Genomic DNA, 24615 nt, shown 5'->3' with positions numbered 1-24615 from the left:
AGGAGCCGAGCAGTGGCACTGGCAGTCGGTGGCGCGCAGGTCCAACGTGCATATGCAGAACGCATTTGCGGGTTATGGTCCCGTTAGCGTAGCCTTGAACTTCGGTGCGAACGCCTTCCAACCGTTTATCGGTTCAGGCGGAACTGCATGGCGCAAGGCGGGCACAATTCTGGCCCCGCCAAATGCGCATCCAAGTATTAAACGTCGAGAGAAGTGAGTTCCCAAGTGGTGTACGCGATTGTCCGCGCTGGCGGCCGCCAAGAAAAGGTTTCCGTCGGAGACCTCGTAACCCTGGACCGCGTCCCCGGTGGAGCCGGTAGCACCTTTGAGCTGCCTGCCCTGCTTTTGGTTGATGGCGACAAGGTCACCTCTGCTGCACAGGACCTGGCCAAGGTTACCGTGACGGCAGAAATCATCGAGAACTTCCGGGGTCCGAAGATCGTCATCCAGAAGTTCAAGAACAAGACCGGCTACAAGAAGCGTCAGGGCTACCGCTCCTCGCTGACCAAGGTCAAGGTTACGTCCATCAACTCCTGATCCTCCGCCCCGGCTTCACAGCCGGGAACGCGGGAGTGATCCCGCCTGTGGGTTTCAATATCAGTTAGCAAAGGCAGGCAAAGAAATGGCACATAAGAAAGGTGCGAGTTCCACTCGCAACGGTCGCGACTCCAACGCCCAGTACCTCGGCGTGAAGCGTTTCGGCGGCCAGGTTGTCAAGGCAGGCGAAATCATCGTTCGCCAGCGCGGCACCCACTTCCACCCGGGTGAGGGCGTTGGCCGCGGAGGCGACGACACCCTGTTCGCCCTGGCAGCAGGTGCAGTTGAATTCGGCAGCCGTCGCGGCCGCCGCGTCGTGAACATCGTGGCTCCTGCAGCCGCCGAGTAATCACCGGCAATTAGCTTTTCCGACGGGGCGGGCCTTGATGGCCCGCCCCGTCGTTTTTTAAGCCAAGTAGAATTGGCATGATCAAGAAATTCCTTTGAAGGAGAACCATGGCCAGCTTTGTAGACCGCGTAGTGCTGCACGTTTCGGGCGGTACAGGCGGCCATGGTTGCGTGTCCGTCAAGCGTGAAAAGTTCAAGCCGCTGGGCGGGCCCGACGGCGGCAACGGCGGCGACGGCGGCGACGTCATCCTGCGTGTTGACTCCCAAACCACCACCCTGCTCGATTACCACCACGCCCCCCACCGCCACGCCACCAACGGCGGCAACGGCATGGGCGACTGGCGCGCCGGCAAGACCGGCGAGACGCTGATCCTCCCGGTTCCGGACGGCACCGTCGTGAAGAACAAGGACGGCGAAGTGCTGGCGGACATGGTCGGGGAGGGCTTCGAATACATCGCTGCCGCCGGTGGCCAGGGCGGCCTCGGCAACTCCTCCCTTTCCTCGCAGAAGCGCAAGGCCCCCGGGTTCGCGCTGCTGGGTATTCCCGGCGAGGAAGCGGACATTGTCCTGGAGCTGAAGTCCATCGCCGACATTGCACTGGTGGGCTTCCCGTCCGCCGGCAAGTCCTCGCTGATTGCGGCCATGTCCGCGGCCCGCCCGAAGATTGCCGACTACCCCTTCACCACGCTGATCCCGAACCTCGGCGTTGTCCAGTCCGGCGATGTGCGCTTCACCGTGGCGGATGTGCCCGGCCTGATCGAGGGCGCCTCCGAAGGCAAGGGCCTCGGCCACAACTTCCTGCGCCACGTTGAACGCTGCGCCGCCCTTGTGCATGTGCTTGACTGCGCCGCCCTGGAGACGGACCGCGACCCCATCGGCGACCTGGAAATCATCGAGCGCGAACTCGAGAAGTACGAAGTGGACATGAGCTACGCCGGCACCGACGGCGACGTCGTGCCGCTGAACCGCCGCCCGCGCCTGGTCGCACTGAACAAGGTGGACGTCCCCGACGGCCGCGACATGGCCGAATTCGTCCGCCCGGAACTGGAAAAACGCGGCTACCGCGTGTTTGAGGTCTCCGCCTCCAGCCACGAGGGCCTTCGTGAACTCGGGTTCGCCATGGCCGGGATCGTCAAGGACGCCCGTGACGCCGTCGAGCAGGCTCCGCCGCGCATCCAGCCGCCGGTCCTGAAACCGCGCGGCGTCAACTACAAGGGCGGCTTCATGATCCGCCGCGAGGAACGCAACCTTGAGCCGCTCTTCCGCGTCCTGGGCGAGAAGCCGGTGCGCTGGGTCCAGCAGACCGACTTCACCAACGATGAAGCCGTTGGCTACCTGGCCGACCGCCTCGCCAAGCTGGGCGTGGAGGAGAAGCTGTTCAAGGAAGGCGCCAAGCCCGGCGACGCCGTGGTGATCGGCGAGGGCGACGGCGTCGTCTTCGACTGGGAGCCGACCATGATCGGCGGCGCGGAACTGCTCGCTGCCTCCCCGCGCGGCAGCGACATCCGCGTGGAGGACTTCTCCCGCCCCACCCGCGAAGAGAAACGCGAAGACCACCAGAAGCGCAAGGACGCCCGTGCGGCGGCCCGCGCGGAACTCGAATCCGAGCGCCGTGCCGGCATCTGGACCGAGTCCGTGAACTACAAGCACAACTCCCGCCCCGCAACGGCCGATGAAGCGGCAGAGGGTAACGAAGGGGAGTAAGCCCTTCACAGTCCGGCCACGGAGGAGGCTCAGCGCTTAGGCTGGGCAGGTTATGAGTGAACTCACCGAATCACCCCCGCCTGCCCGCCGTGCGCTGACCTCCCGTTCCGGATTGGCGCGCGCCCGGCGCGTGGTGGTCAAAGTAGGCTCCTCGTCGCTGACTTCCGTGGCCGGCGGCATCTCCGATGCGGCGCTGCGGTCCCTGGCGGACGTGCTGTCCGCACGGCACGCGCAAGGCACCGAGATCATCTTGGTCTCCTCCGGTGCCATCAGCGCCGGGCTGGCCCCGCTGGGCCTGGCTCGGCGCCCCGCGCAGCTTTCCTCCCAGCAGGCGGCCGCCAGTGTGGGGCAGGGCCTGCTGATGGCCCGGTACACGGCTGCGTTCGGGGCCCACGGCGTCACCGTGAGCCAGGTCCTGTTGACCATCGAGGACCTCATGCGGCGTACCCACCACGCCAACGCGCACCGCGCCATGGAACGGCTCCTGAACTTCGGTGTACTGCCGATCGTCAACGAAAACGACGCCGTCGCCAGCCACGAAATCCGCTTCGGCGACAATGACCGGCTGGCCGCCCTCGTGGCGCACCTGGTCAAGGCCGATGCGCTCATTCTTCTTTCCGACGTCGACGCCCTCTACGACGGTCCGCCCGGCGAGGGTGCGCGCCGCATTCCCGAGGTCACCGGCCCGAAGGACCTTGCCGATGTACGCATCGGCAAGGTCGGCAAGGCAGGGGTGGGCACCGGCGGGATGGCCACCAAGGTGGAAGCGGCCACCATTGCCGCAGAATCCGGCATTCCCGCATTGGTGACCTCCACGGCCAACGCCGCTGCCGCGCTGGCCGGTGAGGACGTCGGCACCTGGTTCACCACCCGCGGGCGCCGCCAGTCCATCCGCCTGCTATGGCTGGCGCACCTGGCCCGGATCCAAGGCACCCTGGTGCTGGACGACGGCGCCGCGCGCGCTGTGGGGGAGCGGCACCGTTCGCTGCTGCCGGCAGGGATCGCCTCGGTGGAAGGACGCTTCGAACCCGGAGACGCGGTTGCCCTGGCCGATACCGCCGGCCGGGTGATTGCCCACGGGCTTAGCAACTACGGGTCCGATGAACTGCCCTCCATGCTGGGCCGTTCCACCCGGGAACTGTCCCGTGAGCTCGGCCGCGGCTACGAACGCGCCGTGGTGCACGTGAATGACCTGGTTCTGCTGCACCAGGCCCAAACCGCCGTACCCGCCCCTGAAACCGGTGCCGGTCCTACACTGGAGGCATGAATTCCGTGAACACAAGCGAGGCAAGCGTCGGCACCGGCACTGACGGGACAGCTGCAGCGCCGGAGCCCGAAGCCGGTGCGGTCTCCGCGGAGAACGTCGAAGCGCAGGTCCACGCCGTGGCCGACCGTTCCAGGGTTGCCGCGCGGCGGCTCGCGCGCGCCAACCGGGCGTGGAAAGACCGCGCCCTGCTGCGGATTGCGGACAACGTCAGGGCCGGACGGGAAGTGATCCTCGCGGCCAATGCCCGGGACCTGGCCGCCGGCCGCGAAAACGGCACCTCTGCAGCCATGCTGGACCGGCTCGCCCTAACGGCTGAACGCATTGCCTCCCTCGCGGCGGCACTGGAGAACCTGGCCGGCCTGCCGGACCCGGTGGGCTCCGTAGCCCGCGGCCAGACGCTCCCCAACGGCTTGCGGCTGCGCCAGGTGCATGTGCCCATGGGCGTGGTCGCGGCCATTTACGAAGCCCGGCCCAACGTCACCCTGGACATTGCCGGTCTGGCGCTGAAGAGCGGAAATGCGGTGATCCTGCGGGGCGGCAGTGCCGCCGCGGCCACCAACGAGGTGCTGGTGCAGATCATCCGGGATTCACTCGAGGATGCCGGGCTGCCCGCGGACGCCGTGCAGAGCGTGGACCGGTACGGCCGCGAAGGCGCCGCTGTCCTGATGAAAGCCCGCGGCCGGGTGGATGTGCTGATTCCCCGCGGCGGCCGCTCGCTGATCCAGTCCGTGGTTACCAATGCCACCGTTCCGGTGATCGAAACGGGGGAGGGGAACGTGCACATTTATCTGGACCGCACCGCACCCGTGGAAATGGCCGTCGAGATCCTGCTGAACTCCAAAACCCAGCGGCCCAGTGTCTGCAACACGGTGGAAACCCTGCTGATCCATGAGGCAGCTCCGGCCGCTCCCGACGTCTTGGCTGCCCTCGCGGCGGCCGGGGTGCGCCTGCACGCCGATGCCCGGGCCATGACGCTGCTGCCAGACGGCGTCACTGCGGCACCTGCCGACGACGCCGACTGGGGGCGCGAGTACATGGATCTTGACCTGGCTGTGGCGGTGGTGGACAGCCTGGACGAAGCTGTGGACCATATCCGGCGCTGGACCACCGGCCATACCGAGGCGATCATCACCAATGACTTGGCCAACGCGGAACGTTTCATAGCCGAGATCGACTCGGCGGCAGTGATTGTGAACGCCTCTACCCGCTTCACGGACGGGGGAGAGCTGGGACTGGGCGCCGAAGTGGGCATTTCGACCCAGAAGATGCACGCCCGCGGGCCCATGGGACTGAAGGAACTGACCACCACCAAATGGATCATCCAAGGCGACGGACAGATCCGCGGCTAGCGGCAGCCAACCGCGGCCGGGAGCGGCCCGGCTGCGATGTGCATCCCGTTACGCGTACCATTGACTTAGAAACCGAACGCCGGCCACCCGGCGGAACCTACAGATCCCTAGGGGAGATACATGCTGATCCAGCTTACGGGCGCCGTGCTTCATGCTGCGGAGATGGCCGAAGAACACCACGTCGAGCTTCCGGTGTCCCCGTACGTCTACGGCGGGGTCATCATGGCGCTGCTGCTGCTCCTGATGCTCGTCACCGTGTCCTTCACCAACGTCGGCAACCGGCACGAGGCCGAAGCGGAGCATGTGGATCCCCAGCGCCAGTTCGCGAACAAGCATGACCACGGCCAGGCAATCCAGGACTGACGTACCCGGTGCAGTCAGCGGAGGCATTTATCCCCATGGGTGAGCCGCAGCGGACAGACGTCAACGGAAAACGAAGGTTCCGTCTGGGAGTCATGGGCGGAACGTTTGATCCCATCCACCACGGCCACCTGGTGGCGGCAAGCGAAGTGGCAGACCGGTTCGACCTGGACGAGGTGGTTTTCGTACCCACCGGCGAACCGTGGCACAAGCCGGCGGCGCAGCAGGTAAGCCCGGCGGAACACCGGTACCTGATGACCGTCATCGCGACGGCTTCGAATCCCCGGTTTACTGTCAGCAGGGTGGACATTGACCGGCCCGGGCCCACGTACACCATTGATACACTGCGGGACCTGAAGGCGGCACGGCCCGAGGCCGATCTGTTCTTCATCACCGGAGCGGATGCCATGGCCCAGATCCTTTCCTGGAAGGACATCCAGGAGCTGTGGTCCCTCGCCCACTTTGTGGGGGTCACCCGGCCCGGGCACGTCCTGGAAAACATGGGGCGGGAGGACGTATCCCTGATGGAGGTGCCGGCCATGGCAATCTCTTCCACGGACTGCCGCCGCCGAGTGGTTGAGGGCAAGCCCGTCTGGTACCTGGTGCCGGACGGAGTGGTGCAGTACATCGCCAAGCACCGCCTCTACGCCGCCGGCCGGAATACTCCGGACCCGGCGGAAACCGAAACAGTAGCGTAAACAAATACCGGATGGGTAGGAAATGACTAACGGTCCAGAGTCCGCGCCGCGGCGCAGCCGCCGGGCGGCTGACGTACCGGTCGATTCCCCGGCGGGGCCGCGGGAACGGGAGTCCCAGCAGCGCGCCCGCGACCGGGAAGCGTTGCGTGCGTCCAAGGCCCTGGCCGAGACGCAGGAGCGCCGGGACAACGGACGCGACACCGGAACGGCTCCGCCTACCCGCCGGCAGCTCAGGCTTCAGCAGCAGCGCGCTGCAGAGGCCGGGACCGCCGCCGTGCGTGGATCCGTTGCCGCCGCAGACCCTGCACCTGCTCCCGTCGAGCCCCTGCGGCGCGAACGGCGCCGCGCGCCCGAAACCTCCGCACCGGATGTCCCCGCACCGGATGTCCCCGCACCGGCCCCCTCCACGCCGCCCTCGCGGCGCAGCGCCCGCAAGGCTGCTTCCCCGGAGGCAGTTGCCCGGGACGCAGTTACCCGGGAGGGTGCAGCTTCTGAGGCCGGGAACCGCCCGGAAGCCAAGCCTGGCGACACCAAGTCCGCCGAAACCAAGCCTGCCGATGCCCAGCCGGCGGACACCAAGCCGGCGGACACCAAGGCCGCCGAAACCGGACCGGCCCGCGGCGCGGACCCTAATGCCGACGTTGCGGGCATGAGCGTTGAACAGGCACTGGCTGCCCGCCAGGCGCTGGAAGGCCAGGCCCGCAACCACGTTGCCGCCATGGAGGCCATGGCCGCAGATGACCCGGACGCCGTCGACCAGGAACTGCTGGCCCAGCAGAAGGCTTTGGCGGAGCGCGCGAAGGTCCTCAACCGCCGGACCGAAGCCATCCGGAAACTCTCGCAGGAGAACGAGCGGCGCAAGCCCTCCTCCAGCGATCCCACCACCGCCCACAACCTGGCGATGGTGACACCGCTGGAATTCGTGAAGGTTCCGGGGATGGAACACCCGGTCATGAAGGCGCCGCCCACGTCGCATGTGCCGATTGTTACTTCCGCCACGCCCCAGGTCGGTCCCGCGGGCCCGGCCGCCCGTTCCATGCCCGCAGTCCCGGCGAACGGTCCGGCCCAGCGCCCGGCCGCGCCCCGCCGCAGTTCGGCGGACGCCTCGGATGTGCGGCACTCGCGCATCCTGGCCCGCGCCGACGCGCTGGTCAATGCACCCCTCGAATCCGAAGAAGCGGCGCGTCCTGTAGGCGCCCGCAGCGCCTTCGGGCTCGACCCCCTCGATGTTATGACGGCCGGACTCGGCCGTACCCGGAGGCTGCGCTTTGCAGTCTTCGGTGTTGCAGGTCTGGGCACGCTTGCCCTGATCGTCGGAGTACTAATGATCGTCGGCGGCCTTGGCGGCTGACCGATTTCCCCAAGGAGACACACTTTGAGCGCCACCGAATCTTCCATTGACATTGCACGGGCGGCGGCCAAAGCGGCGTCGGACAAGATTGCCGATGACATTGTCGCCATTGACGTAAGCGAACGCCTGGCCATCACGGATGTCTTCCTCATTGCATCGGCCTCGAACGAGCGCCAGGTCAACGCCATTGTTGACGGCATTGAGGAGGAGCTGTCCAAGAAGGGCCTCAAGCCCGTCCGCCGCGAAGGACGCAGCGAAGGCCGCTGGGTGCTGCTGGACTACGCCAACGTAGTGGTACACGTCCAGCACGAAGAAGACCGCGTCTTCTACGCCCTTGAGCGCCTGTGGAAGGACTGCCCTGTGGTGGATCTCCAGCTCGAAGACGCCTCCGCCGCGGCCGAGTCAGAGTAAGCCTGCCCGTGAGCGCTCCAGCCCCCTGGGATCCCGGTTCTGCGTCGCGGCGCGTGGTGTTTTGGCGCCACGGCCGCACCGAATGGAACCGGGTGGGGCGCTTTCAGGGGCAGCAGGACATTGCCCTTGATCCCTCCGGTGTGCGGCAGGCAGCCGAGGCGGCCGCCGTGCTCCGTTTCCTGGAACCTGCTGCGATCGTCTCGTCCGATCTGGGCCGTGCACTGAACACGGGCAGGTCCCTCGGTGCGCTCCTCGGCCTCGAGGTCGCCCAGGACAAGCGCCTGCGGGAGACCTTCGCCGGGACGTGGGAGGGCCGCACCTTTGCGCAGATCGGCGAGCAGGACGCCCCGCTGCTGGCTGCATGGTCAGCCGGCGTGGGCAGTGTCCGGGCCGGCGGCGGTGAAACGCGTGTCGACGTCGGCACGCGCGTGGCCGCAGCCGTGAACGACGCCGTTCAGGGCGTGGAGCCCGGCGGCACGCTGGTGGTGGTCAGCCACGGGGGAGCCATCCGTGCCGGCATCTGCGCACTGCTGGGACTGCCCGCTGAGTCCTGGGCCGTAATTTCCGGGGTTTCCAACTGCCACTGGTCCGTACTGCAGGAAGTTCCCGACCGGCGCGGGCAGCCCGCGTGGCATCTGACCCAGCACAACGTTGGGCTGGACTCGCTTCCCACCGGACCGGTGGAGGGCTGAGAAGCGATTTTGCGCTCCTGCGGATTTGTACTAAGGTAGAGGAGTTGCTTCGCCCCAATGAGGGGAAAAACGGGGTAAACAACCAATAGTTTTGGGGCTGTGGCGCAGCTGGTAGCGCACCTGCATGGCATGCAGGGGGTCAGGGGTTCGAGTCCCCTCAGCTCCACCAAAACCTTCGGGACACCGAAGGATTTGCGGTGGAAACACTAAAAGTTTGGGGCTGTGGCGCAGCTGGTAGCGCACCTGCATGGCATGCAGGGGGTCAGGGGTTCGAGTCCCCTCAGCTCCACCAAGCAAAACTCCATAAGTGTCAAAAACTAAATAAGCGTTAACAGACATTTCCAGGAAATTAGCCTCGCCGGCCGGCGGGGCTTTTTTGTGTCCGCGATTCTATGCCGCCGGTCCGGCGCCATAGGTTTTTGCAGTGAGCCGGTGATGCAGATCACATATTCCCCCGGACATGGCCCTTCCCCGATCAGCTCTGCTGCCCTAGGGTGTTTATTGTCAGAGTGACAATAAATATGGAGGACGACATGAACGCAGTACTGGATTGGATGAACTCCCCGGCAGCAACGCTGCTTGGAGCACCGGTCAGCTGGATCGAAGTCATCGGGTTCGTTACCGGTGCAGCCTGCGTCTACGGCGTTGCCCGGCAAAAGTCCTGGAACTGGCCGGTCGGCATCGTGAACAACGTGGCGTTCATTGTGCTGTTCTTCGGTGCCGGACTGTACGGGGAGACACTGCTGCAGGCTGTGTTCGCCGCTGTATCGGTCTACGGCTGGTACAACTGGGTGCGGGGCGCCAAAAGCACGGACGGAAAGGGTGACCTACCCATCCGTGACGGCCGCAGGGCTGAGATTGCCGGCGGCCTCGGCGCCGTGGTGCTGGCTACCGTGGGCATTGCCCAGATCCTCCTGCACGGCACTGATTCCCAGGTTCCCTGGCCGGACGCCTTCGTCCTGGCAGCTTCGCTGCTGGCTACCTTCTGGCAGGCCAAGAAGATCTTCCAGCACTGGTACGTGTGGATTGTGATCGACCTGGTCAGCATCCCGCTCTACTTCTCCCGCGGACTTAACCTCACCGCCATCCTCTACATCGGCTTTACCGCCCTCTGCGTCTACGGTCTCGCGGGCTGGACGCGTACCCGCAAGGCAGCGGAGACGAGCACCGGCATGGGGAAGGTCGCGGCATGAACCGCTTCGGGCAGGGAGTAGTCATCGGCAAGTTCTATCCGCCGCATGCAGGCCACCGTCACCTCATAGCCGCTGCCGCCGGGCAATGCACCGGTCTCGCCGTCGTTGTCCTGGCCAGCCGGTTCGAAAGCATCAGCATGGAGAACCGGGTGAAGTGGCTGGCGGCGGAGTTCGAGGGTTCAAACGTCACGGTCATCGGCATGCCCGATGACTGCCCCGTGGACTACGGCTCCCGGGCCATCTGGAAGGCGCACAACGAGGTGCTGCGCCTGGCCCTCAAGATGAAGGGCATCACGGCCGTAGACGCCGTGTTCAGTTCCGAGGATTACGGCCGGCAACTGGCAGGGGATTTCGGTGCGGCCCACGTGATGGTGGACCGGGAGCGGATGGACCATCCGGTCAGCGGAACCCTCTGCCGTGATGACCTCCGCGCTGCCTGGGCCGACGTCATCGGGCCTGCCCGGCAGGACCTGGCCGTGCGGATCATCGTGGTTGGCGCCGAGTCCACCGCGACCACCACCCTTGCCGCGGCCCTGACCGGGCACTATCGGAAGAGCTACCCGGATCTGGCCGACGTGCCGGAATACGGCCGCCAGTTCACGTACGACAAGTTCGCTGCGGCGCAGGCGGCGGACCCCGACGCCGTCCTCACCGACATGGTATGGACCGCCGCGGACTTCGCACACATCGGCGAGCGGCAGAACCAAATGGAAAACGATGCAGCCGACCGGTGTCCGCTGGTTATAGCCGACACGGATGTGATCACTACCGCGCTCTTCGAACGGGTATACATCGGCGAACAGAGCTACGGCTCCTACCTTGCCGTTGAGCGTATTCCACGCCGTGACCTCTACCTCATCACCGACCACGAGGGAGTGCCGTTCGAGGACGACGGCTGGCGTGAGGCAGAGCATCCGCGGGCTGAGATGACCGAATGGTTCAAGGAGGAACTCACCGCGGCAGGCGCGTCCTGGATCCTCGTTTCCGGCACCCGGGAAGAGCGCTTGGCCACGGCAACTGAGATCATTGACTTGATCATCGCCCGGCGGAACCACTTCACCTCCCCGCCCTGGGCAACCCGCACCGTACTGGCAGGACGCTGATGGACACTGAAGAAGAACGGTTCCTCAAGGACTACATCCCCCGGGAGTATCCCTCCGTTGCCCTGGCCGTGGACCTGGTGGTCTTCGCCGTCACCGGGGGTACCTTGAATGCCGCCTTCGTGCGCCGCGGCGCACATCCCTTCAAGGGCTCCCTGGCCTTGCCCGGCGGATTTGTTTCACCGGACGAGGACGCCTTGACCGCCGCCTGGCGGGAGCTTCAGGAGGAAACCGGGCTGGAGCTGGGGGCGCACCGCGCCCACGTTGAGCAGCTGGCTACCTTCAGCGCACCGGCGCGTGACCCCCGGATGCGGGTGGTTTCCGTTGCCCATCTGGCGCTGCTGGCAACCGACGGCCGGGCACTGCCGGACCTGGAGACCGGGAGCGACGCCGCATCGGCGCAATGGCTGCCCGTATACGACGTCCTGGCCCGGGAAAGCCTGGCCTTTGACCACCGGGAGATCCTTACCGCCGCGCTGGACCGCCTGGCGGGCAAGATCGAATACACGCTCACTGCCGCCAGGCTCCTGCCGGAGGAATTCACGCTCAACCAGCTCCGCCGCGCTTATCAGGCGGTATGGAACACGAATAAGCTCGACGCCGGGAACTTCACCCGGAAAATGACCGGCGCGCTGCAGGACACCGGCCGAAAAGTCACCCGGGGAAAGGGCGCCCCCGCGTCGGTGTTCACTGTCAAGGACGAGTACTTAAGTCCGCCGCTGATCCGCCCGGCAGCGTAGCCGCACGGCCGGCTGGGCGCAGGCGGTGCAGGACCCCGGCAACAATGAGTCCCTGCCCCGCGCAGTAGGTCAGCATCACCATGGCACTGGTCCAGCCGGGCATGGCATCGGGCATGAAAATCCGGAAGGACAAGATGGTGTCCGATGCCAGGAACAGCACGCCGCCGGCGGCCACCACCGGCCCGCAGCGCGACGCCGTTGCTGCGGTTCCGGCCAGGACAATCCCGTAAGCGGCCACTGCGAGGGACAGCGAACCGAGGACCGGCCACAGCACCACCAGCATCAGCACCCACCACAGCGGATACACCAGCGCCCAGCGCGGGAACCGGCGGCCGGCTGCGTACTGGGCCATGAGCCAGATGTAGCAAAGGTGAGCGATGCCAAAGGAGCCCAGCATGACCGGCAGCTCAGGTGTAAACGGGACGAAGGTGGCGGCGCCGTCGCCCAGCCAGGAAAACAGCAGCGCCCCGAACAGCAAGGCTGCGGGCAACAGGGCGGGGCGCGCAGCTTCGGCGGGGCGCGCAGTTTCGGCGGGGCGCGCAGTTTCGGCGGGGCGCGCAGTTTCGGCGGATGGCTCGCCGGTCTGCTGCTGCTCGGAGGTGCCGGCACTGCGCAAAGCCCATACTGCGGCGACCGCGAGCAGCGGCATCAGGGCCAGCTTGGTGGGGCCGGCGAGATCGTCGGCACCCGCGGCGCGGGCTCCGACATGGATCGCCGAGAGCACGGCAAACGGTACAAACCCCCACCACCGGGAGGGGGACAGGGCTCTCTTCTGATGTTCCGGCGCGGTGGGCACGGCACTCCTTCGGGTCGTCTGGGGCCCATGCTACGGGGTGTGCGCCGTCTTTTCCGGCAGGCCGGTGCGTTCTCTTACGGACCCAGCACCCGCTCCAGATAAGCGTTCCCGAAGACCCGGTCCGGGTCCAACTGGTCCCGGACGGCAAGGAAATCAGCAAAACGCGGATACCGCTCCGCCAGGGCAGATGCGTCCAGCGAATGCATCTTGCCCCAGTGCGGACGGCCCCCGTGGGCGAGCATCACTGCCTCCACTGCCGCGAAATACTCCCGGCAGTCCTCACGGTAATAGCGGTGCACTGCCAGGTAGGCGGTGTCCCGGCCGTAAGCCGTGGACAACCAGCGGTCATCCGCTGCCGCCCAGCGCACCTCCACTGGAAAGGAAATCCGCCACCGGTGCCGGTCAATTACCTGCCGCAGGGCATCGAATACCGCAGGCAGCCGGTCTGCGGGCACCGCATACTCCATTTCCCGGAACCGGACGGTGCGCCGCTGGGTAAAGACCCGGGGCGAGGCATCGGAGTACTCACGCCCGCCAAGGAGCCGTGCAGCGGTTTTATTCACGGCGGGTATCACTGCCGGCACCGCCACACCGGCAGCACAGGCGGCACGGAAAACGGTGTTGGAAAGCAGTGTTTCGTTGATCCAGCGGCCGGCGGGGCCCAGCGGCCTGCGCTGCGCGGTGCCCGGCAGCCGGGTGTTGGTTTTCGTAGCCGCGCGGTCCGTGTGGGGAAACCAGTAGAACTCGAAATGGTCCGCCGCCTTCACCCGGTCCGGCAGCCCCTGAAGTACCTCGGCCAGCGGCTCGGAGCGTTCCTCGGCATGCAGGACAAACGCGGGCACGCACTGCAGGGAGATGTCGGCGATGACGCCAAGTGCCCCCAGCCCGAGGGCAGCGGCGGGCAGCAGGGGATCGCCGTCGGCAAGGGTGAGCACGCCGCCGTCGGGCTGGATCAGCGTCAGCCCCGCCACTTGGGTGCTGAGACCGCCGAAACCGGCCCCCGTCCCGTGCGTACCCGTGGACACCGCACCGGCAATGGACTGCCGGTCAATGTCGCCCAGGTTCGGCATGGCCAGCCCGTAGGGCGCCAGCAGGTCCGGTATCCGGTGCAGCCGGGTGCCCGCGTGCAGCCGCACGCGCCCAGTTCCCGGCTCCACCCCGATCAGTCCCTGCAGGCGCTTCAGGTCCAGCAGGACTCCATCCGTGGCGGCAATAGCGGTAAAGCTGTGCCCTGCCCCCACTGCCTTGACCCGGCTACCCGCGGCTGCGGCCGCGGCGACCGACCGCTGCAGGGCGGCGGCGCTGTCCGGCTGCTCCATCCGCAGGGGAACGGCCGATACGCTGCGGCCCCAGTTCCGCCACGGGCGGGCAGTCTTTCCTCCGGAGATGCTCACAGGAACGCCTTTCCCTCGCCGCGGTAAGTAGGCAATTCGGCGACGATGCGCCTGGCTTCACCACGTGGTATCTCGTGACGTGTTCGGCGGGTTCGCCGCTTTTTGCGTGCCGGAACCAGACGCGGTCCCCGGCGCGCAGGGCGGCAGCGCCGGCTCCGCGCAGGGGAGTCTGGACTTCTCCGGCGCCTTCGCGGGGCAGCAGGCGCAGGCCCTGCGGCCACACCGGCTGCGGACTGCGGCCCGGCCCCGGCGGACCGGAGGCAATCCAGCCCCCGCCGAGGACCGTGGCGATCTGCGGTGCGGGGCGCCGTACGACGTCGAACGCATAGGCCGCCGCGGGAGCGGGAGTAAAGGCGCGGTAACCGTCAAAGAGACGGCCGGCGAACAGGCCGGATCCGGCGGTCATCTCGGTGACCACAGGGTCGGCACGGGTAGCCTCGAGCGAACCGGTGCCGCCGCCGTTGACGAATTCAAGATCCGCGACGCCGTGCAGCCCGGCCGTAATCCGGCCGCGGCGTTCGCGGAGCTCGGTCATGAACCGGGGCTGGATCCGGCGCATCATGGCATTCATGGGACCGGCACCCGGAACCGCGTCTCCGATCCCGGCTATTTGGGCTTCGTACATCATCAGCGCGCCAGCCGGAATCCGGGGCGGTCGGCAATACGGGCACCCATCCGCACTGCGTCGGCAGGGCGGTGCAGGGGAGAGCGGCGGGTGCCGATGAAGCCCAGGACCGGCGCACGCCATGAGGCGTCCGCATCCAAGCAGATCCGCAGTTCGGGACGCCGGGAGGGCGGGAGCACGGCGTCCACCAGGTCAAGCTGGGCCTCGTCGTCAACCATTAGCGTGACCCGGGAAGCAAGGAGTTCGTCCGCCAGCAGGCGTTCCAGCGCGGGGCGGTCGGTGCTCGGATAGCCCACCAATACATCATCACAGCGCTCGGCCAGCCATAAGGCTTCTGCCAGGGTGTAGGCGAAAACCCCGCGGAAACCCGGATGCTGCAGCAGCTCCTCCATGACTGAGCGGACCCGCAGCGACTTGCTGGCGACCCGCAGCGGTATCCCGGCGGCCCGCCGCAGCAGGTCCGCCGCATTCCAGCGCAGCGCCTCCAGGCCCAGAACCGCCACGGGCGCCGGCAGTGCCGCCGTCGCTCAGGAAAGGCCCGGCCAGTACTCCCCGGTGTCCAGCCATGGCTGCGGAAGGGCGGTGCCGTACGCCGTCGTCCCGTCCGGGCCGGCATGCGGGACCAGCCGCAGTCCGGCGTCCCGAGGCCCGCCGTCGACGTGCTCTGCCATGGTGTGCTCCTTTGTTTGGCAACACCATAGGCGGGATTCCGCAGCCGGAGAGCCTAGGCGCGCAGGCGAACGACAGTCAACCGCGGCCACGGTAACGGTACGGTCACAGACAAACACCAGCCTTCCGGGTTAGGCTAGTCACATCTGTAGAGCGAATCCGCTCGTTAGGGCGGCTGGGAAGTCGTAGAGACCACCAGAAGGCCGCATGAGCACAACCGCACCCTCCACCGCATCCTCCGCCGCAGTTCCGGCTGGGACCCCGGGGGAAAAGAAGCCCCGCCGCAACATCACCAGCACCTACTCCGGACTCCTCAAAGCGGTCCGTGACGAGGGGCTGCTGAAACGCCGGCGGTCCTTCTACATCAGCACCTTCATTTTCCTGTGCGCCGGCCTGGTGGCTGCTGCGACAGGCTCCTTCTTCATCGGGGAAAGCTGGTTCCAGCTGCTTATCGCGGCCGCGCTGGGCATCCTCCTGACCCAGCTGGCCTTCATTGCGCACGAGGCCTCGCACCGCCAGGTCTTCGAATCAGGACCCGCGAATGACCGTGCCGGAAAGTTCGTAGCGAACGCCGTCGTCGGCATCAGCTACCAGTGGTGGATGAACAAGCACAGCCGGCACCACGCCAACCCCAACACGGTGGGCAAGGACCCGGACATTGATATGGACACCATCTCCTTCCTGCCGGAACAGGCGGCACGCCAAAAGGGGTTCATGGCGTGGTTCGCCCGCCGCCAGGGCTGGCTGTTCTTCCCCCTGCTGATGCTCGAGGGCATCAATCTGCACGCGACCTCCATCAAGCACCTCTTTGCAAACAAGGAGGTCAAGGGCCGTATCTCCGAACTGGTGATGGTGTTCACGCGCCTGGGCCTGTACTTGGCTGCCGTGTTCTTCTTCCTGCCGGTGGGAATGGCCTTCGCCTTTATCGGCGTACAGCTTGCGGTGTTCGGCGTCTACATGGGCGCATCCTTTGCGCCGAACCACAAGGGCATGCCGATCCTCCCGAGGGACTCCAAAGTCGACTTCCTGGGCCGTCAGGTACTGACCTCCCGCAATATCGTGGGCCGCGGGATGAACACCCTGATGGGCGGACTGAACTACCAAGTGGAACACCACCTGTTCCCGAGCATGCCCCGGCCGCACCTGGCCCGGGCCAGCCAACTGGTGAAAGAACACTGCGCCAAGCATTCCATTCCCTACACAGAGACCACCCTGGTGCAGTCCTACGCCATAGTGGTTCGGTACCTCAACGAAGTGGGCCTCTCCGCCCGGGACCCGTTCGATTGCCCGATGCGGTCCAAGTACCGCATCTAGCCGGGCCGCAGCGAATAGCCGCGTTCAAAGCTTCTGACAGACTGGGAACATGACAAAAAACCCCGCAGCCCGCCCGGCGGACACAACGCAGGTGGCACACCTCGGCATGCGCATGGAGGATTCCATCCATGCCTGGCGCGATGAACGCGCCCGCAAACGGGGCGACGTGCAGACCGTCCTGCCGTTCACCGGCTACGGCTCCACCGAATGGGTACGGGTCCTGGGCCGGGTCATCCTGGCCAAGCCCGGTTACTTTGACGGTGCAGAAAAGTCGATGGCGTCCAAGGCGATCGCCGACGGCATCCGCGGCTGGCGGAACTTCATGAGCCCGCCCGTCAACAAGGCGACGGTCACCGTCATTGTGGGCGGCCAGAAGCATGTGGTCACCGCAGACCGCGGGGGAGTGGTGGATGCCATCCTTCCGGCGGATCTTGCGCCCGGCTGGACCACCGTCCTGCTTCGTTCCGAAGACGGCGAAGAAACCACGGCACCGATCTACGTGGTGGACCCTGCCGCTGAGCTGGGCGTGGTCTCCGACATTGACGACACCATCATGGTCACTGCCCTGCCCCGTCCAATGCTGGCGGCGTGGAACACCTTTGTCCTCGACGAGCATGCCCGCACGCCCACCCCCGGAATGGCCGTGATGATGGACCGGCTGGCCAGGGAAAACCCCGTGGGCCCGGTGCTTTATCTTTCGACCGGTGCCTGGAACGTGGCCGCCACCCTGACGCGGTTCATCACCCGCAACCTGTATCCGGCCGGTCCGCTGCTGCTCACCGACTGGGGCCCCACCACTGACCGCTGGTTCCGCAGCGGGCAGGCGCACAAACGCACCCAGCTGGAGCGGCTGGCGCAGGAATTCCCGGACATCAAGTGGCTGCTGATCGGCGATAACGGCCAGCACGACGAAGAGATCTATGCAGACTTCGCCCAGCGCCACCCGGAGAACGTCCGGGCCATCGCGATCCGCCAGCTCTCGGCAGGCGAAGCGGTGCTCGCCGGCGGCCGGACCGGCAAGCCGGGGGAAACCCCGGTGGAGGTGCCGTGGATCTATGCTCCGGACGGCGCCGGGATGTCCCGGCAGCTAGCCGAACTGGGCCTGCTGCCCGACGCAGGCTAGGGAAGCAGATTGCTTGGGCGTCTTCCCTCGCAACTGCCCCTTGGCTTTGGCGACGGCCATACCCTCGCAGGTCCTCATGCCAATGAGATCGGCCCCAAATTCAGCGACCATGCCGAGGACGTAGAAGAAAAGGCGCCCAACGGGATCCGTGGGACCGTAGACGCTGGGAGCCAGGCTCAGCGATACGCCCTTGCGTGTGCCACTCTGGATATGAAGCTTTGCTGGAGTGCATAAGTGCACGGTGAGTGACCGGCCTACTCGTGGGGTGCCCTAGTTCAGCCTGATCCGGTCCAACGTGAAAATGCAGGACTGCGGTCACTGACCATCGAGGAGTGTTTCGATAAACGCCTTGTCGATATCGTGCAGCCGGGTCAGCGTGGGACTCAGCGTTGAATTCGGCTCTGTAAGCTGCCAGCGGTCGTCGACGTCATCGTCAGTGATGATTGCCTCAACATGAACGTCCAGGACATTCATGTGAAGGCCGTGCAGAACAGTCTGCAGCTGCTTGGCGCCCTTGCCTCCGCCCCGGGTGCCATACGTGAAAACGCTGGCCGGTTTGTCCCACCACTCGACATACAGATAGTCCAGAGCATTCTTTAGGGCTGCAGGGTAGCCCCAGTTATATTGCGGAAAGACGAACAGGAACCCGTCCAAACCGGTTATCCGTCGGCTCCACTGGTGGGTGTGTTCGTGCTGGTACTGCTGCAGGGCGGGCTTCAACGGTTCATCAAGAAGAGGAAGGCCGACCTCAGCAAGGTCAAGCAGCTCATACTGAAGCGGACTTCCGTCTTGCAGCGAGTCTCGAACCCAGGATGCGACAACACCGCAGATCCGGTTCGGTCGTGTGCTGCCGACCACCACGGCGATCCGGCTGACTTGTTCCATTAGTGACCCATCTCAGAATCCGCGCCCGCCTTGTCAATGACACTTCAACCGTACGTTCGCGCAAAAGAGGACGCACGGCCCGCAGCGCGGTTCCCCTGTTCATCCGGCCAATCTGGGCGCTTACAACACGACCGCAGTCCCAGACACATGAAGGGCAGCAGAGAAGGTTTGCCCGTCCGCCTGCACGGGGTGGCGGGGTTGTTAGCCGAGTTCGACGAGCATATCGGCGTCGTCGTAGGAGCCTGTTGGTGTTTTCGTTCGTGCCGCGTTGGCAGGACCAGCGCTGCGGACTCCAGGACTCCGCCTCTGAGGGTTTGGCCCGGGCTCGCGGGGCCGTTAAAAGATGGATGCGGGAATAACACCACGTGGTTCCCGCTTGCTTTACAGTCCTCCGCGATCACGAAGGAAATCTATGGGGCGCGGTGCGTCTCTTCGAGTGTGCGTTTGCCCGGGCGCAGTGCGCTAGCCCGAACCGGGGCCTGTACGAGGATCTGTTTCGGCTCATGGACGCAATGCGTGCTGTCCCTGCCCCGTTCGGGCAAGTCAGGCGTCGTCCGTCTCCGCGGTGATGATCCGCAGGATGCGGCGCAGGTCCATGGCCAGCGCCGCTGTCGAGTCCACTGGGCTATCGGCTGAGGCAGTGGTGTTGACCAGGCGTACCAGGTCCACCAGAGCCTCCGTTGCCGCCGAGTGCTCCTCGCTCTGCGGATCCCAGACCTCCACCGCCTCGCCGCACGCATTCACGGCGTCGGCCAAAGGCGCGATCAGGGATGCCGGGACGGCGACATGCTCCGGGTTGCGCCAGATCGCGTCGGTGAGCACTTCGGTCATGTCCTTCACATGCCTGGTGGCACGTTCCATGGCCCGCAGGGCACGGTAGTCAGCGCTGATGTCACGCCGGTATTTGCGGCGGCGGATATTCCCGTGCCTGCTGTTGTCGGCGAGCTCCACGGCCTCACGGACCTCCCGGGTCAGGGCATCGAGCTCGTTTTCCCGCTGGGCCCAGTCATCATGTTCGGGCGGCCAGGTTTCCTCCAGCGCCCGGCCCATGTCCCGAAGCTGGCGCGCCAGCGATTTTCTTAGGGTCACCAGCCCGTTAACGGCGCCGTTCAGGTGCAGCGGCGGGAAAATCAGGGCGTTGACCGCCAGTCCAACCACCACCCCCACCAGCATCTGCACGCCGTAGCCGAAGGAGTACCCGTCGGGATCATCACCGCCCAGGACCAGGACAAACAGTGCGGCCATCGGCACGTATTCGCGCCCGGAGGCACCGAGGAACGACAATCCGCCAAGGAGCACGCCGATGCCGACAATCACGGAGATGGTCCACACGTTCGGTGTGCCGATCAATAGGGCTCCGAGTGCCAGGAGCATTCCGGTCACCAGACCCGCCAGCGTCTCCATGCCGGTGCGGAATGACCCGGACACGGTGGGGTACATGCTGATGATGGCGCCGAGGGGCGCGTAGTACGGGTACTGCGAAGCTACCCCTGGGACGTGGGGGGCAATAGTCCAGGCAATGCCGACAGCGAGCGTCGCCTTGAAGGCAAGCTGGAAGCGGGTGTAGCGCAGGACTCCGGTCACACGGTTGGTAACGGCAGTCAGTGACCGTTTGGGGAGGATTTTTTCACCGGTGGTCATTCCGCCAGTATTGCGCGGGCACGGCCCGGACGACGATTTTTCAGGCCTGCTGCGGCCCGGATGTGGGCATCGGCACAATGCTCCGCCGGCCCAGTATGTCCGCCAGCCGGTCCAGGAAAAGCCGGACCTGGACGTTCTGCTCGTGGATCAGCAGCGCGAAGATGCTGCGTGCAAGGCGGATTTCGGGAACGTCCAGCACCACCGTGCCGGCCGGCCGGTTCAGCATGGCCAGCTCCGGCACCAGCGCCGCGCCCAGGCCCGCGGCGGCCATGGCCAGGCTCGCGTTGAAGTCATCGCACCAGGCCGCCACCTGCGGGTGCAGGCTGCAGCTGGCAAAGAGCCGCTCGATCACCAGCGCATCCGGGGTGCCCGGGTGGTGCATGATCCACGGCATGCCGGCCAGCTGCTCCGCGGTGACCTCCGAACCGCTGCGGATGCCCCAGGATTCGGGCAGCACCACCCGGAAGTCGTCGTCGCCCAGCCAGCGCCGGCTGACGGTGGTGGGCCAGGCCAGCCCGCCCTGGCCCACCTGGTAAACCAGCGCGACGTCGAGGTCCCCGCCGCTGCGCAGCCCCTGGATGGTCTGTGCGGGTTCCGCCACGGACAGTTTCAGGTCGATGCCCAGGTTCTGCCATTCGGGCGAGGCCATCATCTCGGGCAGGGCGAACGTGGCCAGGCTGGGGAAGATACCCAAGCGCAGTTCGTGCCCCCGGGTGCTGCCGGTCCGTGCCGCGGCGGCAATGAGGGCGTCCATGTCCGTCAGCACCTTCACGGCATGGCGGGCCATAACGACGGCGGCTTCCGTGGGGGAGGCGGTCCGCGCCGAACGCTCGAAGAGCAGTGCGCCGGTGTCCTTTTCGAGAGCGGACATCTGCTGCGATACCGCAGATGCCGTGTATCCCAGCCGCAGAGCGGCGGCAGCGAAGGACCCGGTGCGGATGACCTCCAGCAGGGTCTTCAAATGGACCGGATTCACCATCTCAGCGTCCTCCTTCTCAGCCCGGCGGCGTCGACCACAATATCTAGTGTCCGGGGGTACTAGGCTCGACACGCCCACGGTACGCGACACGCATGAATCTTGCCTGTCTCGTCACACGCCCGGGCAGGTTCTGCACAGGCTGTGGAGAACCGGCTCCCGGGCGCGGAAATCCCCGGAATTACTGCGCTGTTCCCTGTGCAAAAACTGTGGACGGAGACCCTCTGTAATGACATACTTGTAATACATCATGTAGGGGTTCCCCCTCTGGGGGCGCACTAGATGTAGTGTCTGGGCATGTGACTGGATGTAGTATCTAGGAACAGACTTCGAGCTTCACCAAAGCTTCAACACAGCTTCACAGCAAGCTTTCGCAGAGCCTGCAAACACGCTTCAGTAAACAGACTTCACGCTTCACTAGGGGAGACCACGCCATGACCGTTACGGTTTACACCAAGCCCGCCTGCGTACAGTGCAACGCCACTTACCGTGCCTTGGACAAGAAAGGCATTGTGTACCAGAGCGTGGACATGTCGCAGGACCCCGAGGCCCTCGAGCGCGTCCGTGCCATGGGCTACATGCAGGCACCCGTTGTCGTCACCGAGCAGGACTCCTGGTCCGGCTTCCGGCCCGACAAGATCGAAGAGCTGGCCCAGGCGCAGGTTTCCTCCGTCGCCTAGGACTGCCCCCCGGGCAGGACAGGGGTGCGGTTTTCGCGCACCGCTTCCGGCCACGCACCACCCGCGCAGAACCGTCAGGAGCGCAGCAACCATGACACTGGGGATGGCAGACCAGGCCGGCTATCCGGCATCGGCATCCGCAGGGGAGAGGCAACCGGAAACGGATGCGTCCCTGATCTATTTCTCTTCGGCTTCCGGGTACACCCGCCGCTTTGTGCAAAAGCTCGGGATCCCTGCGGCCCAGCTCCCGCTCCACACCGGCCAGCCCACCCTGCTGGCCCGCCGTCCCTATGTGCTGCTGCTCCCCACTTACGGAGGAACCGCAGCCCAGCCCGGGGCCGCGGCAAAGGGTGCGGTTCCCAAACAGGTCATCAAGTTCTTGAACAACGAAGACAACCGGTCCCTGATTCGGGGCGTGATCGGGGCCGGCAACACCAACTTCGGGGACTCCTACTGCCTCGCGGCGGACATCATCGCCGTGAAGTGCAAGGTCCCTGTGCTGTATCGATTTGAACTCATGGGCACGTCCGAGGACGTTGCCAAGGTTAACGAAGGATTGGAAAAGTTTTGGACACATCAGTCGCAGAAGCCGGCATGACGGACTCCAAGGAGCTCCCGGAGGCTTATAAGGGGTTGGGCTATCACGAGCTCAACGCCATGCTGAACCTGTACGGCAAGAACGGCGAGATCCAGTTCGACGCCGACCGCGCTGCTGCGCGCCAGTACTTCCTTGAACACGTTAACAACAACACGGTGTTCTTCCATGACCTGGAAGAGAAGCTCGAATACCTGGTGAAGAACGACTACTACGAGCGGGAAACCCTCGACCAGTACTCCATGAACTTCATCAAGGACCTGTACCAGCGGGCCTACAAGAAGAAGTTCCGCTTCGAGACCTTCCTTGGCGCCTTCAAGTTCTACACCTCGTACACGCTGAAGACCTTCGACGGCAAGCGGTACCTGGAGCGCTACGAAGACCGCGTGTGCATGGTTGCCCTGCACCTGGCCCGCGGCGACGAGCAGCTGGCCATCCAGATGGTGGATGAAATCATCGAGGGCCGCTTCCAGCCGGCCACCCCCACCTTCCTCAACGCCGGCAAGGCCCAGCGCGGCGAGTTGGTCTCCTGCTTCCTGCTGCGCATCGAAGACAACATGGAGTCGATCGGCCGGTCCATCAACTCCGCACTCCAGCTCTCCAAGCGCGGCGGCGGCGTAGCCTTCGCACTGACCAACATCCGCGAGGTCGGCGCGCCGATCAAGCAGATCGAGAACCAGTCCTCCGGCGTCATCCCCGTAATGAAGCTCCTCGAAGACAGCTTCTCCTACGCGAACCAGCTCGGCGCCCGCCAGGGCGCCGGCGCCGTGTACCTGCACGCCCACCACCCGGACATCAACAAGTTCCTGGACACCAAGCGTGAAAACGCGGACGAGAAGATCCGCATCAAGACCCTCTCGCTCGGCGTCGTGGTTCCGGACATCACCTTCGACCTGGCCAAGCGCGACGAGGACATGTACCTGTTCTCCCCGTACGACGTCGAGAAGGTTTACGGCATGCCCTTCTCCGACATCTCGGTCACCGAGAAGTACTACGAGATGGTGGACGACGCCCGGATCAAGAAGACCAAGATCCGTGCCCGCGAGTTCTTCCAGACCCTCGCCGAGATCCAGTTCGAGTCCGGCTACCCGTACATCATGTTCGAAGACACGGTGAACCGGGCCAACCCGATCGACGGCAAGATCATCATGTCCAACCTGTGCTCCGAGATCCTCCAGGTCTCCCAGCCCACCACGTATAACGATGACCTCTCCTATGACGAGACCGGCAAGGACATTTCCTGCAACCTCGGCTCGCTGAACATTGCCAAGACCATGGATTCCCCCGACTTCGGCCGGACCATCGAAACGTCCATCCGCGCCCTGACCGCTGTGTCGGACATGAGCCACATCGGTTCCGTGCCGTCCATCGCCAAGGGCAATGACCAGTCGCACGCCATCGGCCTGGGCCAGATGAACCTGCACGGCTACCTGGCGCGCGAACGGGTCCACTACGGCTCTGAAGAGGGCATCGACTTCACGAACATCTACTTCTACACGGTGGTTTACCACGCCGTGCGGGCGTCGAACCTGCTGGCCATTGAAACCGGCCGCAAGTTCGCCGGCTTCGAGCGTTCCAAGTACGCCTCGGGGGAGTACTTCGACAAGTACGTCAACCAGGAATGGCTGCCGCAGACCGAGCGTGTGCGTGAACTGTTTGCGAACGTGCACATCCCCACCCAGGCCGACTGGGCGGCGCTGAAGGCGTCGGTGATGGAGCACGGCATCTACAACCAGAACCTGCAGGCTGTCCCGCCCACCGGCTCGATCTCCTACATCAACAACTCCACCTCCTCGATCCACCCGGTGGCCGCGAAGATTGAGATCCGCAAGGAAGGCAAGCTCGGGCGCGTCTACTACCCGGCTCCGTACCTGACCAACGACAACCTGGAGTACTACCAGGATGCGTACGAAATCGGCTACGAGAAGATCATCGACACCTACGCCGCTGCCACGCAGCACGTGGACCAGGGCCTGTCCCTGACGCTGTTCTTCAAGGACACTGCCACCACCCGTGACATCAACAAGGCGCAGATCTACGCCTGGCGCAAGGGCATCAAGACCATCTACTACATCCGCCTGCGCCAGCTCGCGCTGGAAGGCACCGAGGTTGAGGGCTGCGTTTCCTGCATGCTGTAAGGCTCTGCCCGCTGCACACCCTCCCCGGA

Annotated in this window: 26 protein-coding genes, 2 tRNA genes and 1 pseudogene; 20 read left to right on the top strand and 9 right to left on the bottom strand. The window is 65.4% G+C overall.

Annotated elements, in window-relative coordinates:
- The first annotated feature begins 225 nt into the window (after positions 1-225).
- From rplU to QNN98_RS10165, 15 genes are all read left to right on the top strand, one after another.
- A complete protein-coding gene (rplU, locus tag QNN98_RS10235) occupies positions 226-537 on the top strand; it encodes a 50S ribosomal protein L21 (RefSeq protein WP_227911637.1) in 312 nt (103 codons plus the stop codon).
- 85 nt (positions 538-622) lie between these two features.
- Positions 623-886 (top strand): 50S ribosomal protein L27, encoded by a 264-nt coding sequence (gene rpmA / locus QNN98_RS10230; RefSeq protein WP_227911621.1) that lies wholly within the window; start codon positions 623-625, stop codon positions 884-886.
- A gap of 107 nt (positions 887-993) precedes the next feature.
- Positions 994-2589: a GTPase ObgE gene (gene obgE, locus QNN98_RS10225; RefSeq protein ID WP_227926138.1), complete on the top strand. Its 1596-nt coding sequence runs from the start codon at positions 994-996 to the stop codon at positions 2587-2589.
- 52 nt (positions 2590-2641) lie between these two features.
- Positions 2642-3856, top strand: a complete 1215-nt coding sequence (proB, locus tag QNN98_RS10220; protein WP_227911619.1) for a glutamate 5-kinase — start codon at positions 2642-2644, stop codon at positions 3854-3856.
- Positions 3853-5205 carry a glutamate-5-semialdehyde dehydrogenase gene (locus QNN98_RS10215; RefSeq protein ID WP_283996969.1) on the top strand — a complete coding sequence of 451 codons (1353 nt, stop codon included), beginning with the start codon at positions 3853-3855 and terminating at the stop codon, positions 5203-5205. The genes proB and QNN98_RS10215 overlap by 4 nt, the downstream gene beginning before the upstream one ends.
- A 120-nt stretch (positions 5206-5325) precedes the next feature.
- Positions 5326-5568 carry a hypothetical protein gene (locus QNN98_RS10210; RefSeq protein WP_227911617.1) on the top strand — a complete coding sequence of 81 codons (243 nt, stop codon included), beginning with the start codon at positions 5326-5328 and terminating at the stop codon, positions 5566-5568.
- 35 nt (positions 5569-5603) lie between these two features.
- Complete coding sequence (gene nadD, locus QNN98_RS10205; RefSeq protein ID WP_227911616.1) at positions 5604-6263, top strand: nicotinate-nucleotide adenylyltransferase; 660 nt, start codon at positions 5604-5606, stop codon at positions 6261-6263.
- A 22-nt stretch (positions 6264-6285) separates the two neighbouring features.
- A complete protein-coding gene (locus QNN98_RS10200; RefSeq protein WP_283996968.1) occupies positions 6286-7614 on the top strand; it encodes a hypothetical protein in 1329 nt (442 codons plus the stop codon).
- 24 nt (positions 7615-7638) lie between these two features.
- A complete protein-coding gene (gene rsfS, locus QNN98_RS10195) occupies positions 7639-8025 on the top strand; it encodes a ribosome silencing factor (RefSeq protein WP_227911614.1) in 387 nt (128 codons plus the stop codon).
- Between the two features lie 8 nt (positions 8026-8033).
- Complete coding sequence (locus QNN98_RS10190; protein ID WP_227911613.1) at positions 8034-8717, top strand: histidine phosphatase family protein; 684 nt, start codon at positions 8034-8036, stop codon at positions 8715-8717.
- 93 nt (positions 8718-8810) lie between these two features.
- Positions 8811-8886, top strand: a tRNA-Ala gene (locus tag QNN98_RS10185).
- Between the two features lie 47 nt (positions 8887-8933).
- Positions 8934-9009 (top strand) — tRNA-Ala (locus QNN98_RS10180).
- 241 nt (positions 9010-9250) lie between these two features.
- Positions 9251-9910: a nicotinamide riboside transporter PnuC gene (gene pnuC / locus QNN98_RS10175; protein WP_227911612.1), complete on the top strand. Its 660-nt coding sequence runs from the start codon at positions 9251-9253 to the stop codon at positions 9908-9910.
- Positions 9907-11013 (top strand): AAA family ATPase, encoded by a 1107-nt coding sequence (locus QNN98_RS10170; protein WP_283996967.1) that lies wholly within the window; start codon positions 9907-9909, stop codon positions 11011-11013. The genes pnuC and QNN98_RS10170 overlap by 4 nt, the downstream gene beginning before the upstream one ends.
- Entirely contained in the window at positions 11013-11750 is a 738-nt protein-coding gene (locus QNN98_RS10165) for an NUDIX hydrolase (RefSeq protein ID WP_227926141.1), read from the top strand. Before QNN98_RS10170 ends, QNN98_RS10165 begins: the two co-directional genes overlap by 1 nt.
- On the opposite strand, the gene QNN98_RS10160 is transcribed toward QNN98_RS10165, so the two are convergent.
- From QNN98_RS10160 to QNN98_RS10145, 5 genes are all read right to left on the bottom strand, one after another.
- Complete coding sequence (locus QNN98_RS10160) at positions 11704-12546, bottom strand: lysoplasmalogenase (RefSeq protein ID WP_283996966.1); 843 nt, start codon at positions 12544-12546, stop codon at positions 11704-11706. The two genes, QNN98_RS10165 and QNN98_RS10160, sit on opposite strands and share 47 nt — an antisense overlap.
- 74 nt (positions 12547-12620) lie before the next feature.
- Positions 12621-13865: a D-arabinono-1,4-lactone oxidase gene (locus tag QNN98_RS10155; RefSeq protein WP_283996985.1), complete on the bottom strand. Its 1245-nt coding sequence runs from the start codon at positions 13863-13865 to the stop codon at positions 12621-12623.
- Complete coding sequence (locus QNN98_RS16475; RefSeq protein WP_349643219.1) at positions 13801-14568, bottom strand: type III PLP-dependent enzyme domain-containing protein; 768 nt, start codon at positions 14566-14568, stop codon at positions 13801-13803. Before QNN98_RS16475 ends, QNN98_RS10155 begins: the two co-directional genes overlap by 65 nt.
- Complete coding sequence (locus tag QNN98_RS16470; protein WP_349643218.1) at positions 14568-15068, bottom strand: type III PLP-dependent enzyme domain-containing protein; 501 nt, start codon at positions 15066-15068, stop codon at positions 14568-14570. The genes QNN98_RS16475 and QNN98_RS16470 overlap by 1 nt, the downstream gene beginning before the upstream one ends.
- A gap of 24 nt (positions 15069-15092) precedes the next feature.
- A complete protein-coding gene (locus QNN98_RS10145) occupies positions 15093-15236 on the bottom strand; it encodes a hypothetical protein (protein ID WP_283996965.1) in 144 nt (47 codons plus the stop codon).
- A gap of 205 nt (positions 15237-15441) precedes the next feature.
- On the opposite strand from QNN98_RS10145, the gene QNN98_RS10140 reads away from it, so the two are divergent.
- On the top strand, positions 15442-16548 hold the full coding sequence (locus tag QNN98_RS10140) for a fatty acid desaturase family protein (protein ID WP_227926145.1): 1107 nt from the start codon (positions 15442-15444) through the stop codon (positions 16546-16548).
- Between the two features lie 49 nt (positions 16549-16597).
- Positions 16598-17671 carry an App1 family protein phosphatidate phosphatase gene (locus QNN98_RS10135; RefSeq protein ID WP_227911605.1) on the top strand — a complete coding sequence of 358 codons (1074 nt, stop codon included), beginning with the start codon at positions 16598-16600 and terminating at the stop codon, positions 17669-17671.
- On the opposite strand, the pseudogene QNN98_RS10130 reads toward QNN98_RS10135, so the two are convergent.
- The 4 genes and pseudogenes from QNN98_RS10130 to QNN98_RS10115 all read right to left on the bottom strand — a co-directional run.
- Positions 17672-17869, bottom strand: a pseudogene (locus QNN98_RS10130) (recombinase family protein); the annotation flags it as partial.
- A 117-nt stretch (positions 17870-17986) separates the two neighbouring features.
- The gene (locus tag QNN98_RS10125; RefSeq protein ID WP_227926146.1) at positions 17987-18556 is read right to left on the bottom strand and encodes an NADPH-dependent FMN reductase; all 570 of its coding nucleotides are present in this window, start codon (positions 18554-18556) and stop codon (positions 17987-17989) included.
- 543 nt (positions 18557-19099) lie between these two features.
- Positions 19100-20197 (bottom strand): FUSC family protein, encoded by a 1098-nt coding sequence (locus QNN98_RS10120; RefSeq protein ID WP_227911602.1) that lies wholly within the window; start codon positions 20195-20197, stop codon positions 19100-19102.
- A gap of 40 nt (positions 20198-20237) precedes the next feature.
- Positions 20238-21176, bottom strand: coding sequence for a LysR family transcriptional regulator (locus QNN98_RS10115; RefSeq protein WP_283996964.1), 939 nt, complete (start codon positions 21174-21176; stop codon positions 20238-20240).
- 431 nt (positions 21177-21607) lie between these two features.
- On the opposite strand from QNN98_RS10115, the gene nrdH reads away from it, so the two are divergent.
- From nrdH to nrdE, 3 genes are all read left to right on the top strand, one after another.
- Positions 21608-21853: a glutaredoxin-like protein NrdH gene (gene nrdH, locus QNN98_RS10110; RefSeq protein WP_146361766.1), complete on the top strand. Its 246-nt coding sequence runs from the start codon at positions 21608-21610 to the stop codon at positions 21851-21853.
- A 103-nt stretch (positions 21854-21956) separates the two neighbouring features.
- Positions 21957-22451, top strand: a complete 495-nt coding sequence (gene nrdI / locus QNN98_RS10105) for a class Ib ribonucleoside-diphosphate reductase assembly flavoprotein NrdI (RefSeq protein ID WP_227911636.1) — start codon at positions 21957-21959, stop codon at positions 22449-22451.
- Complete coding sequence (gene nrdE, locus QNN98_RS10100; RefSeq protein ID WP_227911635.1) at positions 22448-24586, top strand: class 1b ribonucleoside-diphosphate reductase subunit alpha; 2139 nt, start codon at positions 22448-22450, stop codon at positions 24584-24586. The genes nrdI and nrdE overlap by 4 nt, the downstream gene beginning before the upstream one ends.
- Positions 24587-24615 lie beyond the last annotated feature (29 nt).

The organism is Arthrobacter sp. zg-Y1143, assembly GCF_030125565.1.
Taxonomy (GTDB): Bacteria; Actinomycetota; Actinomycetes; order Actinomycetales; family Micrococcaceae; genus Arthrobacter_B.
Note: the sequence above shows the minus strand (reverse complement) of the source record. Positions and strands in the feature narration are given on the sequence as shown.

Excerpts from the sequence above, each read along its gene's own strand:
- QNN98_RS10200 (WP_283996968.1), top strand. The coding sequence starts at position 6,286 with ATGACTAACGGTCCAGAGTCCGCGCCGCGGCGCAGCCGCCGGGCGGCT.
- QNN98_RS10155 (WP_283996985.1), bottom strand. The coding sequence starts at position 13,865 with ATGGAGCAGCCGGACAGCGCCGCCGCCCTGCAGCGGTCGGTCGCCGCG.
- QNN98_RS10215 (WP_283996969.1), top strand. The coding sequence starts at position 3,853 with ATGAATTCCGTGAACACAAGCGAGGCAAGCGTCGGCACCGGCACTGAC.
- QNN98_RS10120 (WP_227911602.1), bottom strand. The coding sequence starts at position 20,197 with ATGACCACCGGTGAAAAAATCCTCCCCAAACGGTCACTGACTGCCGTT.
- QNN98_RS10165 (WP_227926141.1), top strand. The coding sequence starts at position 11,013 with ATGGACACTGAAGAAGAACGGTTCCTCAAGGACTACATCCCCCGGGAG.
- QNN98_RS16475 (WP_349643219.1), bottom strand. The coding sequence starts at position 14,568 with ATGATGTACGAAGCCCAAATAGCCGGGATCGGAGACGCGGTTCCGGGT.
- QNN98_RS10170 (WP_283996967.1), top strand. The coding sequence starts at position 9,907 with ATGAACCGCTTCGGGCAGGGAGTAGTCATCGGCAAGTTCTATCCGCCG.
- QNN98_RS10125 (WP_227926146.1), bottom strand. The coding sequence starts at position 18,556 with ATGGAACAAGTCAGCCGGATCGCCGTGGTGGTCGGCAGCACACGACCG.
- QNN98_RS10210 (WP_227911617.1), top strand. The coding sequence starts at position 5,326 with ATGCTGATCCAGCTTACGGGCGCCGTGCTTCATGCTGCGGAGATGGCC.
- nrdE (WP_227911635.1), top strand. The coding sequence starts at position 22,448 with ATGACGGACTCCAAGGAGCTCCCGGAGGCTTATAAGGGGTTGGGCTAT.
- proB (WP_227911619.1), top strand. The coding sequence starts at position 2,642 with ATGAGTGAACTCACCGAATCACCCCCGCCTGCCCGCCGTGCGCTGACC.
- QNN98_RS10140 (WP_227926145.1), top strand. The coding sequence starts at position 15,442 with ATGAGCACAACCGCACCCTCCACCGCATCCTCCGCCGCAGTTCCGGCT.
- QNN98_RS10135 (WP_227911605.1), top strand. The coding sequence starts at position 16,598 with ATGACAAAAAACCCCGCAGCCCGCCCGGCGGACACAACGCAGGTGGCA.
- rpmA (WP_227911621.1), top strand. The coding sequence starts at position 623 with ATGGCACATAAGAAAGGTGCGAGTTCCACTCGCAACGGTCGCGACTCC.
- nrdI (WP_227911636.1), top strand. The coding sequence starts at position 21,957 with ATGGCAGACCAGGCCGGCTATCCGGCATCGGCATCCGCAGGGGAGAGG.
- pnuC (WP_227911612.1), top strand. The coding sequence starts at position 9,251 with ATGAACGCAGTACTGGATTGGATGAACTCCCCGGCAGCAACGCTGCTT.
- QNN98_RS10115 (WP_283996964.1), bottom strand. The coding sequence starts at position 21,176 with ATGGTGAATCCGGTCCATTTGAAGACCCTGCTGGAGGTCATCCGCACC.
- obgE (WP_227926138.1), top strand. The coding sequence starts at position 994 with ATGGCCAGCTTTGTAGACCGCGTAGTGCTGCACGTTTCGGGCGGTACA.
- QNN98_RS10145 (WP_283996965.1), bottom strand. The coding sequence starts at position 15,236 with ATGGCAGAGCACGTCGACGGCGGGCCTCGGGACGCCGGACTGCGGCTG.
- nrdH (WP_146361766.1), top strand. The coding sequence starts at position 21,608 with ATGACCGTTACGGTTTACACCAAGCCCGCCTGCGTACAGTGCAACGCC.
- nadD (WP_227911616.1), top strand. The coding sequence starts at position 5,604 with ATGGGTGAGCCGCAGCGGACAGACGTCAACGGAAAACGAAGGTTCCGT.